At 63.5% G+C, this 12676-nt stretch carries 14 protein-coding genes and 1 pseudogene; 8 read left to right on the top strand and 7 right to left on the bottom strand.

What is annotated here, in order from left to right:
- Nucleotides 1-143 precede the first annotated feature (143 nt).
- Complete coding sequence (locus LB543_RS10895) at nt 144-1061, top strand: DMT family transporter (RefSeq protein ID WP_224614094.1); 918 nt, start codon at nt 144-146, stop codon at nt 1059-1061.
- A 432-nt stretch (nt 1062-1493) separates the two neighbouring features.
- On the opposite strand, the gene metF is transcribed toward LB543_RS10895, so the two are convergent.
- Entirely contained in the window at nt 1494-2411 is a 918-nt protein-coding gene (gene metF, locus LB543_RS10890) for a methylenetetrahydrofolate reductase [NAD(P)H] (protein WP_140758986.1), read from the bottom strand.
- Nucleotides 2411-3433, bottom strand: coding sequence for an ArsR/SmtB family transcription factor (locus tag LB543_RS10885; RefSeq protein ID WP_140811934.1), 1023 nt, complete (start codon nt 3431-3433; stop codon nt 2411-2413). Before LB543_RS10885 ends, metF begins: the two co-directional genes overlap by 1 nt.
- 175 nt (nt 3434-3608) lie before the next feature.
- On the opposite strand from LB543_RS10885, the gene tsaA reads away from it, so the two are divergent.
- The 4 genes and pseudogenes from tsaA (at nt 3609) to LB543_RS10865 (ending at nt 5902) form a co-directional block, all read left to right on the top strand.
- Nucleotides 3609-4133 carry a tRNA (N6-threonylcarbamoyladenosine(37)-N6)-methyltransferase TrmO gene (gene tsaA / locus LB543_RS10880; RefSeq protein ID WP_224592108.1) on the top strand — a complete coding sequence of 175 codons (525 nt, stop codon included), beginning with the start codon at nt 3609-3611 and terminating at the stop codon, nt 4131-4133.
- Nucleotides 4130-4444, top strand: coding sequence for a DUF2293 domain-containing protein (locus LB543_RS10875; RefSeq protein WP_140758989.1), 315 nt, complete (start codon nt 4130-4132; stop codon nt 4442-4444). The genes tsaA and LB543_RS10875 overlap by 4 nt, the downstream gene beginning before the upstream one ends.
- A 192-nt stretch (nt 4445-4636) precedes the next feature.
- Nucleotides 4637-4909 (top strand): annotated as a pseudogene (locus LB543_RS10870) (aminotransferase class IV); the annotation flags it as partial.
- 153 nt (nt 4910-5062) lie between these two features.
- Nucleotides 5063-5902 carry an SDR family oxidoreductase gene (locus LB543_RS10865; protein ID WP_224614093.1) on the top strand — a complete coding sequence of 280 codons (840 nt, stop codon included), beginning with the start codon at nt 5063-5065 and terminating at the stop codon, nt 5900-5902.
- Nucleotides 5903-5974: 72 nt separating this feature from the next.
- Here the strand turns inward: LB543_RS10865 and LB543_RS10860 are convergent, their stop codons facing one another.
- Both LB543_RS10860 and LB543_RS10855 read right to left on the bottom strand, forming a co-directional pair.
- Nucleotides 5975-6592, bottom strand: coding sequence for an MOSC domain-containing protein (locus tag LB543_RS10860; RefSeq protein ID WP_140758992.1), 618 nt, complete (start codon nt 6590-6592; stop codon nt 5975-5977).
- Between the two features lie 4 nt (nt 6593-6596).
- A complete protein-coding gene (locus LB543_RS10855; protein WP_224614092.1) occupies nt 6597-7238 on the bottom strand; it encodes a TetR/AcrR family transcriptional regulator in 642 nt (213 codons plus the stop codon).
- Between the two features lie 119 nt (nt 7239-7357).
- On the opposite strand from LB543_RS10855, the gene LB543_RS10850 reads away from it, so the two are divergent.
- The 3 genes from LB543_RS10850 (at nt 7358) to LB543_RS10840 (ending at nt 8891) form a co-directional block, all read left to right on the top strand.
- Nucleotides 7358-7780 (top strand): hypothetical protein, encoded by a 423-nt coding sequence (locus tag LB543_RS10850; RefSeq protein ID WP_224592100.1) that lies wholly within the window; start codon nt 7358-7360, stop codon nt 7778-7780.
- An 11-nt stretch (nt 7781-7791) separates the two neighbouring features.
- Complete coding sequence (locus LB543_RS10845) at nt 7792-8208, top strand: glyoxalase/bleomycin resistance/extradiol dioxygenase family protein (protein WP_224614091.1); 417 nt, start codon at nt 7792-7794, stop codon at nt 8206-8208.
- A gap of 116 nt (nt 8209-8324) precedes the next feature.
- Nucleotides 8325-8891, top strand: a complete 567-nt coding sequence (locus LB543_RS10840) for a methyltransferase family protein (RefSeq protein WP_224614090.1) — start codon at nt 8325-8327, stop codon at nt 8889-8891.
- Nucleotides 8892-8908: 17 nt separating this feature from the next.
- On the opposite strand, the gene LB543_RS10835 is transcribed toward LB543_RS10840, so the two are convergent.
- From LB543_RS10835 to ettA, 3 genes are all read right to left on the bottom strand, one after another.
- Nucleotides 8909-10030, bottom strand: coding sequence for a beta-ketoacyl-ACP synthase III (locus LB543_RS10835; protein ID WP_224614089.1), 1122 nt, complete (start codon nt 10028-10030; stop codon nt 8909-8911).
- A 118-nt stretch (nt 10031-10148) separates the two neighbouring features.
- Nucleotides 10149-10919 carry a trans-aconitate 2-methyltransferase gene (gene tam / locus LB543_RS10830; protein ID WP_224614088.1) on the bottom strand — a complete coding sequence of 257 codons (771 nt, stop codon included), beginning with the start codon at nt 10917-10919 and terminating at the stop codon, nt 10149-10151.
- 47 nt (nt 10920-10966) lie between these two features.
- Complete coding sequence (gene ettA, locus LB543_RS10825; protein WP_140758998.1) at nt 10967-12616, bottom strand: energy-dependent translational throttle protein EttA; 1650 nt, start codon at nt 12614-12616, stop codon at nt 10967-10969.
- Between the last annotated feature and the right edge of the window lie 60 nt (nt 12617-12676).

The following is a 12676-nucleotide window of genomic DNA, read 5'->3' as shown; positions in this document are numbered from 1 at the left end:
CTTGCAGCGTCCTTTGCGCGTCTCGGTGCGGCATTAGCCTTTACCGGCAGTCCATCGGTCCGGTTTCGGGTGGCTCTTGCCAGCGAACCGGATATGGCTTCCGCCTGATGGCTGGCATTCCGGCCGTCTGGGGGAGAATTAGCATGGCAGTGACCGGTTCATCCGCAGCACGTGGACCGATGGCGCTCAGGGACTGGGGGCAGTTGCTTCTGCTCGGCGCCATCTGGGGCGGCTCGTTCTTTTTCGCGCGCATCGCGGTGGCGGAACTTCACCCATTGGTGCTGGTTCTGTTTCGCGTCGCCATCGCCGCGATCGCGCTGCAGCTCTATCTCGGCTTGCGCGGCCCCTCCTTCCGCCTCGCCCTGCCGCATGCCGGCCTGTTCTTCCTGCTGGCCTTCACCAACAACGTCGTCCCCTTCTCGCTGATCTTCGCCGGCCAGACCCAGCTTGGCGCTGGCGTCGCCTCGGTGCTCAACGCGACGACGCCGTTCTGGACGCTGATCCTCGCCAACGCGCTGACATCGGACGAAAAGTTGTCCTGGAACAAGCTCGCCGGCATCGCGCTCGGTGTCGCCGGCACGGCTGTCATGATCGGTCCCGGTCTGCTCGCCGGGCTCGGCGGCCCTGTCTGGGCCAAATTCGCGCTGATCGGCGCCTCGCTGTCCTATGGCATTGCGCTGATGGTCGCCCGCCGCTTCAAGGGCGTGCCCTCGCCGGTCGTCGCCACCGGACAATTGACGGCCTCGACCATCATCATGATCCCGATCGTGCTCTTCGCTCATGGCCCGGCCGGCCTGTTCTCGGCCTCGCCGCCGGTATGGGCGGCGGTGCTGGCGCTGGCGCTTCTGTCCACGGCCTTCGCCTACATCCTCTACTTCAACCTCGTCGCCTCGGCCGGCGCCACCAACGCCTCGCTGGTCACGCTGATCGTGCCGGCCAGTGCCATGCTGCTCGGCTTTCTTTTCCTGGGCGAGCGGCTGGAAGCGTTCGAGATCGGCGGCGTGGTGCTGATCGGACTCGGTCTTCTCACAATCGACGGACGAGTGTTCGGTCGCCGTTAGGCACGGCATGTGCAATCGCGAAGTCGAAGCCGACTTTCGCAGGGGTAGCGCTGCCATGACACAGCATCGACACGCCACCGCCATAATTTATTCACAGGTCTGAAGCGGGTTTTTGCCGAAGAGTTTCAACGGCTAACGGCAAAACCGAGGTCGCGAATTTCACAATCACGTCGCAATGCAGCATATTTTCCGCTTGCCTGTGGCACAAATGAACCTAGACTCCAGGGCATAGCTCTTTAAGAGGAGGCTATGTCATGGGACTTACGAGGCCAATCAACGCATTGATGATTTGTGCTGCGTTTGCTTTCATCGGCGCCCTCATTATCGGCGTCCTTCCCTGAACCCGCCAAGACGGGGAAGACCAGCACCAAACAGTCTAACCAATTCGAAAGGCCGGGTTTTTACCCGGCCTTTTGCTTTTCCAGCCGACCCTTATGCAGCAGCGGAACCAGCCACCTCCGCCTCATGCGAGCGGATGCCGATCATGTGGCAGACGGCGAACACCAGATCGGCCCGGTTCATCGTGTAGAAGTGAAAATCGCCGACGCCGCGCTCGACCAGGTCCAGCACCTGTTCGGCCGCCACGGCTGAAGCCACCAGCGCATGCGTTTGCGGATCGTTCTGGAGTCCCTCGAAGCGCTCGGCCAGCCAAGCCGGCACCAGCGCGCCGCAACGCGCCGAGAAATTGGCGACCTGGGTGAAATTATGCACCGGCAAAATGCCGGGAACGATCGGGATATAGATGCCGGCGCGGCGCGCGCGCTCGACGTAACGTTCGTAGAGATCATTGTCGAAAAAGAACTGGGTGATCGCCCGCGTCGCGCCATTGTCGACCTTGCGCTTCAGCATGTCGATGTCGGTGGCGAAGTCAGGGCTTTCCGGATGCTTTTCCGGATAGGCCGAAACCGAGATGTCGAAATCGCCGGCGTCCTTCAGCGCCCCGACCAGCTCGGCGCCATTGGCATAGCCGTCCGGATGCGGCCGGTAAGCGGCGCCGACGCCTTCCGCCGGATCGCCGCGCAAGGCGACGAAGCGCTTCACGCCCATGTCGGTGAATTCCTGGATCACCGCGTCGACCTGATGGCGAGCGGCATCGACGCAGGTCATGTGGGCGGCTGGCGTCAGGCTGGTTTCCTTCAGGATGCGGCCGATGGTGCGCGCCGTGCGCTCACGCGTCGAACCGCCCGCGCCATAGGTCACCGAGACGAATTTGGGCCGCAGCGGCTCCAGCCGCGTGACCGTATCCCACAGCCTGGCCTCCATCTCGTCGTTCTTCGGCGGGAAGAACTCGAACGAAACCCTGACCTTGTCGCCGATATCGGGACGGCGGGAAAAGCGAAACTGGTTCATCAGGCGATTTCCCCTATCGAGCTCACTCTGGTCTGCTGGCTGGCATTGGCAGGATCGGCGATCAGCAGGCGCCGGTCGCGACCAAGCCAAAGTTTTACGGTGAGCCTGGCCTCGTTGCCGCCGCGCGGTTCGAATTCCTGGGCATCTTCGAGATCGAGGCCGGCTTCGGAGAACCACTCCCCGATCTGCCGGTCGGAAAAGCCGAGGCGCATATGCGCATGCTCGTCGCGCAGGAACTCCAGCGCGTGCGGCGCGAAATCGACGATGACCAGACGGCCCGCCGGGCGCAACAGCCGCGCCGCCTCATGGATGGCCCGGGCCGGATCGTCGAGATAGTGCAGCACCTGGTGGATGGTGACGAGATCGAAAGCATCGCGCTCGACCGGCGGCGAAAAGATATCGCCCTGCCGCACCTGCGCATTCGAGACGCCGGCCTTGTCGAGATTGGCGCGCGCCACGGTGAGCATCTCGCGCGACATGTCGATGCCGATGCCGCGCCGGTAGAGTGGCGAGAAGATTTCGAGCAGCCGCCCGGTGCCGGTGCCAAGGTCGAGCATGGACTGGAACGGCCGTTTGCCGACCAGCTTCAGCATCGCGGCCTCTACGGCGCGGTCGGGCACATGCAGCGATCGGATGTGATCCCAACTCGCCGCGTTCTGCGAAAAATACGCGGTCGCGCGGTCCTGGCGCTTGCGCTTGACCGAGGTCAGCCGCTCCAGATCGCGCTCTACCCGCGGGTCGGCTCCGCGAATGCCGGAAACCAGCCCCATCACGAAGTCTCGTGCCGAATCGGCGTCCGACAGTCGGAAGAAGGCCCACGACCCTTCCTGGTAGCGGCCGATCAGCCCGGCCTCGAGCAGCAGCTTCAGGTGTCGCGAGACACGCGGCTGCGACTGGCCGAGAATTTCGGTAAGGTCGGAAACGGTGAGGTCGCCGCGCGACAACAATGCCAATATGCGCAGGCGGCTGGATTCGGCCGCCGCCTTCAGCGTATCCACCATGGTGTCGAGCGAGACATGCATCAGCGTATTCTCTTTGAAAAAGATATAAACATATGTTTATGTCGATTTTGGCAGTCTTGCAAGCGCTATGTCGCTTCCGGACCAGAAAATGCCGCATGCGTGATTTCCCGGTCCAGGTCACCCCGAAACGTCTAGCGGTTCGAGACAATGGCATGAACCAGCTAAGAGACAGGCAATGACTGAACCGCGTGAGATGTTCGAGGCACGCGAAGGCGAGCAGAGACTGGACCAGGATCCGGCAATGATGCCTCCTGACGGCGGCATCGTCTTCATCGGCCGCATCGCCTCGCCCTGGACCACCCGGGAAAGCTGCCCGAAAAACATGCGCGCCGCGCGCGAGACGGGACAGCCGGCGGCGCTGACCATCGACGCGCCCTATCGCAGCGGCTTGCGAGGCCTGGAACGCGCCAGCCACGTCGTCATCCTGTCCTGGCTGCATCACGCGCCACGGAATCTGATCGTGCAGAAACCTCGCCATGCGGCTGAAGCAAAAGGCGTATTCGGCCTGCGCTCCCCAGCCCGGCCGAACCCGATCGGCCTGCATGTAGCCAAGCTCGTCGGATTGGACATTGCCACCGGGCGCATCGACCTCGACGCCATCGACGTGCTCGACGGCACGCCGGTCATCGACATCAAACCCTATTTCGCCTCGACCGACGCCATTGCCGAGGCGACCGTTGAGGGGCGCGAGGAGCGATGACCGCGCCGACCGGTCGCCGCCGCGCCATCGCCAAGGCGCTGACAACACTCCTGCCGCTGGCACCCTATGCCGACATGGAGAAGATCCGCGCCGACGCCGGCTCGGTGCATATGAAGACCTTGCCGCCGACGATCGCGGTGTGGCTGGCGACGATCGCCCATATCCGTCACATGCACACCGACTACGAAAAGCTGCTGGCCGAGGGCTATGACCGCGACTCGGCGCGCTTCTTCGTCATCGAGCGGACCAACATCGTGCTCACGCGCTGGCGCGCCACCCGCCTGCTCGACGCCGATGACGAGGAGGAATGAAGCTATTGCCAGGCCGGATCTTCATCTCGAGGATGACTGAAGTCGGGCTACTGGCTCTATGCGCTCGGCCTGCCGCCGATAGCTTGTGACGCGATGGCAAGGAGCCCCCGATGAGCCAAATCGCACAGGATACACCGCCGCTGCCTGTGGTGAGCGACCGCCATGTCGACCCCAACACCTATCCCGAAGGCATTGCCTTCCTCGACGGCCAGTCGCCGCACCGTCTTCGATCTCTGTGGCGAGGAAGGGCTCACCGCGAAGGCCGCCGATGTCAGCGTAGCCTCGCTCAAGGCAGCCGATGAAGTCTTCGTCACCTCGACCGCCGGCGGCATCATGCCGGTGACGGAGATCGACGGTGCCGACGTCGCCGACGGCAAGGTTGGGCCGATCACCAGCCGGTTGATGGCGCTCTACTGGCAAAAGCACGACGACCCGGCATGGTCGAGTTTGGTGAATTACCCCTGATCCACACGATTTCTTGTTCTACGGGAAAGCCCCAGGTTCAAAAAGATTTCCCCCGCCTCTGGAAAATCACGGGACAGGCCGTATATGCCCGAAAGCGGAGAAGCCTCCGCTTTCATCCAGAAATTGTGCCCGCAGGGGCAAGGATTCCACATCATGACATCAAAGGTTTGGTTCATCACCGGATCGTCGAAAGGCTTTGGCCGCGTCTGGACCGAGGCCGCATTGGCGCGCGGCGACCGCGTTGCCGCGACCGCCCGTGACGTCGGCACGCTCGCCGATCTCGTGGCAAAATATGGCGACAACGTCGCTGCGATTCAGCTCGACGTCACCGCCAAGAAAGCCGTCGATGCCGCAATCGCCGAAGCACACAAGCGCTTTGGCCGGCTCGACGTCGTCATCAACAATGCCGGTTACGGCCATTTCGGCGCCATCGAGGAAGTCAGCGAGCAGGAAGCCCGCGATCAGATCGAGACCAATGTCTTCGGCGCTCTCTGGGTCACCCAGGCCGCCCTGCCGATCATGCGCGCGCAGCGGTCGGGCCACATCATCCAGATCTCGTCGATCGGCGGCGTCAACGCCTTTGCCTCGCTCGGCCTCTATCATGCCTCGAAATGGGCGCTGGAAGCCTTCAGCCAGTCACTCAGCATCGAGGTCGCGGAATTCGGCATTCATGTCACGCTGGTCGAGCCGGGCGGCTTCTCCACCGACTGGTCGGGAGCATCGGCCAAGGTCTCCAAGCCGATCGAGGCCTATGCGCCTGCCCGCGCCAGGATGGCCGAGCGCCGCGCCAACTCGGTCGCCGGCGATCCCGAGGCGACCGGTCCGGCCATGCTGGCCATCGTCGATGCGGCCGAGCCGCCGCTGCGGGTATTCTTCGGCGATGGCGGCCTGCCGATGATACGCCAGGAATACGCCAACCGCCTCGCCACTTGGGACAAATGGGACCACGTTTCCGTCATGGCGCAAGGCGCCAACAAGAACCGCAAGGGCTAAAGCCCGACGACTTCTGCTACGCCGCCTCACAGGCGGCGTAGCTCCCACCTCGGCCACGACGCGAGCGCGCGGCTATGCCTGATAAATCCATTGTTCCGGCACCCGCACCGAAATCTGCTCGCCGGCCCTGACGATGCCGGGCTTTTCAACCCAGGCGACCACGCCGCGCAACCTTTTCGCCGCCTTCGGAAACAACAGCGCGCCGGCTTCAACGTCGGCCATTCCAGCATTTTCGGCGATCGATCGCCCGGCGATGCGGCATGGCCCGTTCTGGGCGTCGACCTTGAGGGTCACGCCACCCTTGAAGAACAGCAAAGTGCCGGCCGGCAGCATCGACAGATGCGGCACGCCTTCGATCACCAGATTGGCACCGATCCACTCAGGCTTGATTTCGGCCAGCCCCATCCGTTCGGCGACGATGGCCAATTCGTCCGCTGCCACGATCGATATCTGCCGTTCGTTGCGCATCTCGGTGCCGCGCGGATACCAGGGTTCACGCCCGCCGGAACGCCGCGTCGGTCCGGCATGGAAGTCGCCTGAAATGCCGTCGAAGTCGAGCCGCAATTCGTCCACCGGACGCGTCTGGAAATCGTCCGCTGGCGCGACATACAGCGCCGCCGCGCGGGCGGTAAGCTTCTTCGACGGAATGATTTCGGTCGGCTTTTCAGCCTCGGGAAAGAGATCCAGCATGGCTTCATTCCTTGGATGACGTGCCCTGGTTTTGCCCTTCGGCCGGCAAGGCCGCAAGAGCGGTTCGGGCCAAAATGCGCAACTCTTCGACCGACGCGCCGTCCCGCGCCTGGATCGACATGCCGTTCATGACGCCTGCAATATATTTAGCGAAGCCTTCGACGGAGAGGTTTTCCGGCAAGTCGCCTTCTGCCTTGCCTCTGGCCAGCCGCGCCGCGATCGCCGCCTCGCTCGCCTTGCGATAGGCTTTGAGCTCATCGGCAATGGCTTGCGCCTGCGGCGAGGCCGCCAGCGCGCCGCTGACGAAAAGACAGCCACCCGGCTTGCCGGGCCTGGAATAGGCCGCCGCTGCGCCCAGCAGCAAGCGCCGGATCGCCTCCCCCGTCGACACCGGCGCGCTCAGCGCTTCCAGCGCGAAGCCTATCTCGGTCTCGTGGTAGCGCGTCAACGCCCTGCGAAACAAAGTCTCCTTGTCGGTGAAGGCGTTGTAGATCTGTGGCGGCGTCAGCCCCATCGCTTCGCGCAGCATGGCCAGCGACGTCGCTTCATAGCCGTGCTCCCAGAAGAGATGCATCGCGGCATCGAGCGCCCGGTCCGGGTCGAATGCGCGCGGCCGGCCGCCGCGTGGTTTGTCCGAGTTTTCCATAGTGATCGATACGAAACCTATTGACTCACCTTTCCCTCATAACATATCAATCGATACGTAACCAGGCAAACCGGAAGATGACCTCCCGGCGAGGGCCGTGCAACCCAAGGAGAAAAGCAATGCCGATCACCGTGACCGCGCCGGAGGGCGTACTGACCCCAGCGGGAGAGCGCGAAATCCTGCCGCGCCTGAGCGCTGCCCTCATCGAAGCCTCCGGCGCCACCGGCAATTCGTTCTTCACCGCGATCGTCGGCGGCACCGTCCATATCCTGCCGCCGCGCGACATTTACGCGGGTGGCGCCAACCGGCCGGTCGTTATGGTCGAGTTGAAGCTGCCCAATATCGCCCTTGGCTCGATCGAAGCCCGCAAGGATTTCATCACCGCCGCCGCCGGCATCGTCGCCGATCTCTGTATCCCAGAGCACAAGCCGGAAAACACCTGGATCAACATCGTCAATGCGCCCGACGGCGGCTGGGGCATCGGTGACAGGCAATATACCGGCGACGCGCTCATCGCGGCCGCCACCGCCGCCGCGCAGTGACGAACAGGATGATGCGGCTCTCCCCGTCGCTGTTCTTCACCACCAACTGCGAGCCTGCGCTGGCCTTCTACGAACAATGCGGTCTTGGCCGGGCAACGGTCCTGCTGCGCTGGGGCGACAACAATATGCCGGTGCGCACCGAAGCCATGCGCGGAAAAGTCCTGCATGCCCGCTTCGAAGGTCCGGGTGTGCTGTTCCACGCCTCGGACAATGACGACGCGGAGCCGATGAAGGGGTCCGCCATGATGCTGGAATTCGATAGGCCCGCAGCAGCGCCAGAGGTTTTCGCCCGCCAGGAGCTTTTCGCACGCATGGCCGAGGGTGGCCGGATCACCGTGCCGTTTGCCCGGCAATATTGGGGGAGCAGCTTCGGTATGCTGGTCGACGCCTTCGGCGTGCAGTGGATGTTCAGTTGCTCCAATGAATAGAGGCCAGTCGCTGACCGCTCGATCACAACCTTCTTACCGAAAAACGGCGCCGCGCCGCATTGCCGCCGCGCTGCGTCGGCTTCATGGTGAAGACCAGACCGTCGGCGGAGGTTCTCATGCGTCCCGGAGCGGCGATCGCAGCGCTTTGGTTGATCTGGGTGGTCACATGGATGGCGGCTGCCCTATGGGCCGATCCAGCCCAAAAGCGCGCCACCATCGGGGCGGAGGCTCGCTATCGCGTCTTCTGGCTGGCCGGCACCGTCCTGCTGTTCGTTCCAGCGCATGGCTATGAAGGCAGGCTGAGATTGTGGACGCCGACCCTTGCCGAAGCCTGGGCCTGCGTTGCCCTGGTCGCGGTCGGCATCGGCTTCGCGTGGTGGGCGCGCATCCATCTGGGGCGGCTGTGGTCCGCCACGGTCACCGCGAAGGCCGATCATCGCGTGGTCGACACCGGACCCTATCGCCTGGTGCGGCATCCGATCTATACCGGGCTGCTGCTGTCGGTGCTCGCCACCATGGCGGCGAAGGGCACGGTCTGGGGCATTGCCGGTACGGCCTTGCTCATCATCGGCGTCGTCGTGAAGGCGAGGCTGGAGGAGCGTTTCCTGCGTGGCGAACTCGGCCCCGCCTATGACGACTACGCCAAGCGGGTGCCGATGCTGGTCCCCTTCGCACCTGCCTGACGCGGCGCGACGCTCGATCAGAGCATTTTCAGCAGCGCGCCGCCGATCGAATACCCCGCACCGAAGGCGCAGATCAGGCCGAAATCGGCTGGCTTCATGTCGGCATGGTTTTCCGACAGAGCGACGATGGCGCCGGCGCCCGCCGTATTGCCGAGCCGCTCCAGCACCATGGGCGCGCGGTCATGGCCGACATCGTGGCCGAATGCCAGCTTCAGGATCATCGCATTCATGCGCGCATTGGCCTGGTGCAGCCAGAAGCGCCGGACCGCCTGTGGCGTCAGCCCATGCTCGGCCAGGAATTCGACGATGAATTTATGCCCGGCGACGGTGACTTCCTTGAACACCTTGTTGCCGACCTGCTTGATGAGGTTGCCTTCCAGGTTGATCATGTAGGGATCGTCCTGCGCGGTCCGCGTGTGGTAGCCGAGATTGGTGCGGATGTTGTTCGACATCTGCGTCCAGATGCGCGTGTCCAGCACCTCGAAGCGGCCCGGCCGCTTCTCACCCTGGGCGAGCCCCTCCACGACCATCGACACCGAAGCGTCGCCGAAGATGAAATGCGTCTGCCGATCGCGGAAATTGAGATGGCCGGTGATGATTTCGGGCGTGGTCACCAGGATGCGCTTGTGCGCGCCCGAGCGCACCAGATTGACCGCCATGTGCAGCGCAGCCGCCGCGGACGAACAGCCAAGTCCCATATCGAAGCCGGCACCCCTTGTGCCCAGCGCCTGCTGCATTTCGATTGCGATCGCCGGATACGGCCTCTGCTGATGCGAGGACGAGCAGATCACCAGATCGATGTCCGACGCCGCGATGCCGGCGTGCTCGATCGCCTTCCTGGCCGAAGCGACGCCGAATTCCGCCTGCAGCGAGAGCGCGTCGTCCGAACGCGCCGGAATGCGCGGCGCCATGCGGGTCGGGTCGAGAATACCTTCCCGTTCGATCACATGGCGGGCGCGCACGCCCGAGGCATGGACGATGAAGTCGGAATCCGATTTCTGCAGCAGCGCCTCGCCGGCAGCTTGGCGCCGCGCGTTCTCCGTGTCGACCCAGGCATTGAAGCTGGCGACCAGTTCCTCATTCGTGATGACAGGCTTGGGAATTTCAGCGCCGATGCCGCTGATGATGACGCGATGCATGTTTCCAGTCCGTCCCGTCCGCGGGCATCGCGGCTTCATGTGGGCGCCGAAACGCTTCGGCGCAACACTTTTCTCACTCGGCCGGTTTACGCCGGCTTAAACCAAGGCTTACGCCAGCCTACCCCGCCCGCTTGGCGACAATGAAAATGCGGGGGAAACGCAGCAGCACCTTGCCATCAGCGGTCTTCGGATAGGCCTTGGCAATCTTGGCCGTATAGCTGTCGAGGAACAGTTTGCGCTCGTCCGCATCCAGCGGATCGAGGAACGGCTTCAGCCCGGTCGACTTCACCCATTCGACGATCGCCTCGGCGTCGGCCAGCGGATGATTGTAGATGGTGTGCCAGATGTCGAGCCGAGCGGAGAGCGGCGACAGAAGGTCGTAGTAGAACGATACCGGCGGCAGCGGCGCACGGGCCGCGCCCTTTATCTTCGCCGCGAAAGGCATTTGCACCGCGGTCTCCCGCATCAGGCGATGCGAATCCTCGCCCATATTGTCGGGCATCTGGATCGCCAGCGCGCCACCAGGCGCCAGAAAACCCATCAGCCGCTGGAACACCGCTGGATGCGTGGGCAGCCACTGGAACACGGCATTGGCGAAGATGACGTTGACGGGCTCGGCCGGCTGCCATGTCGACGCATCGGCGAGGTCGAAGCTGACATCGGGCAGGCGTGCCCTCGCCTTTTCGATCATGTCAGGCGACGTGTCGAAGCCGCTCACTTGCGCATCCGGCCAACGCTCGACCAGAAGTTCGGTCGAATTGCCCGGCCCGCAGCCGATGTCGACGACGCGGCGCGGAAAATCCACCGGCACCTGGGCCGCGAGGTCACGCGCCGGCCGTGTGCGTTCGTCCTCGAATTTCAGATATTGGGCGGCGGACCAATCAGCCATTTGAGCTCTCCTCGTATCCCTGAGAAATTCGCCGCCCAATGAAGGCCTTACCGCGTCAGCCGCTTGTGCGTCATACGGTGCGGAGCCGCCGCTTCCGCGCCCATGCGGCGCAGCTTGTCCTTCTCGTATTCCTCGAAATTGCCTTCGAACCATTCGACATGCGCGTCGCCCTCGAAGGCAAGCATGTGGGTGGCCATGCGGTCGAGGAACATGCGATCGTGGCTGATGATGACCGCGCAGCCGGCATAGGCTTCCAGCGCGTCTTCCAGCGCGCTCAGCGTTTCCGTATCAAGGTCGTTGGTCGGTTCGTCGAGCAGCAGCACATTGCCGCCGGTCTTCAGCATCTTGGCCAGGTGCACGCGATTGCGCTGGCCGCCCGAGAGATTACCGACCTTCTGCTGCTGGTCGCCGCCACGGAAGTTGAAGGAGGAGCAGTAGGCGCGGCTGTTGACCTCGTGCTTGCCGAGCTTGATGATCTCGGCGCCGCCGGATATCTCTTCCCACACCGTCTTGTTGGCATCGAGTGCGTCGCGGCTCTGGTCGACATAGCCGAGCCTGACCGTCTCGCCGATGCGGACGGTGCCCGCGTCCGGCTTCTCCTGGCCGGTGAACGTCTTGAACAGCGTCGTCTTGCCGGCGCCGTTCGGGCCGATGACGCCGACAATGCCGCCCGGCGGCAACCTGAACGACAGATCCTCGATCAGGAGCTCGTCGCCAAAGCCCTTATTGAGGCCTTCGACCTCGATGACGACATTGCCGAGACGCTCGCTCGACGGAATGACTATCTGCGTGTCGGTCGGCTTGCGGTTCTGTGACTGCTCGACCAGTTCCTCATAGGCCTTGATACGCGCCTTGGACTTGGTCTGCCGGGCCTTCGGCGAGGACTGGATCCACTCGCGCTCGCGCCAGATCGACTTCTGGCGGGCGTCGTCCTCGCGGCCTTCCTGGATCAGGCGCTTGGCCTTGGCGTCGAGATATCTGGTGTAGTTGCCCTCGTACGGGATGCCGCGGCCACGATCGAGTTCGAGAATCCAGCCGGTGACGTTGTCGAGGAAGTAGCGGTCGTGGGTGATGATCAGCACCGAGCCCGGATAGTCGCGTAGGTGCTTTTCCAGCCAGGCAGTAGTCTCGGCGTCGAGATGGTTGGTCGGTTCGTCGAGCAGAAGCAGATCGGGCTGTTGCAGAAGCAGCCGGCACAGCGCCACGCGGCGACGCTCGCCGCCGGACAGGTTGGTCACCTCGGAATCCGGCGGCGGGCACTGCAGCGCGTCCATAGCCATCTCGACCTGCTGCTCGAGATCCCACAAATTGAGCCGGTCCATCTCATCCTGGAGCTTGGCGGACTCGTCAGCCGTCTCGTCGGAATAGTTCATCATCAGCTCGTTGTAGCGCTCGATGATGGCGGTCTTCCTGGCAACGCCGTCCATGACGTTTTCCATCACGGTCTTGCTGTTGTCGAGCTGCGGTTCCTGCGCGAGGTAGCCCACGGTCGCGCCCTCAGCCAGCCAGGCCTCGCCCTGGAACTCTTTGTCAAGCCCGGCCATGATGCGCAGGATCGTGGACTTGCCCGAGCCGTTGGGGCCGAGGATGCCGATCTTGGCGTCCGGATAGAAGGACAGATGAACGTTATCGAGCACCTTCTTGGTGCCGTAGGCCTTCGACAGGCCGGACATGTGATAGATGAACTGGCGTGCCACGCGCGCTTTCCCTGAAAAACTGACTGGATTTGCCGAATTGAATGGAGGTTGGCCGCTATG

It is taken from the genome of Mesorhizobium sp. ESP7-2, assembly GCF_020164715.1.
GTDB lineage: Bacteria > Pseudomonadota > Alphaproteobacteria > Rhizobiales > Rhizobiaceae > Mesorhizobium.
Note: the sequence above shows the minus strand (reverse complement) of the source record. Positions and strands in the feature narration are given on the sequence as shown.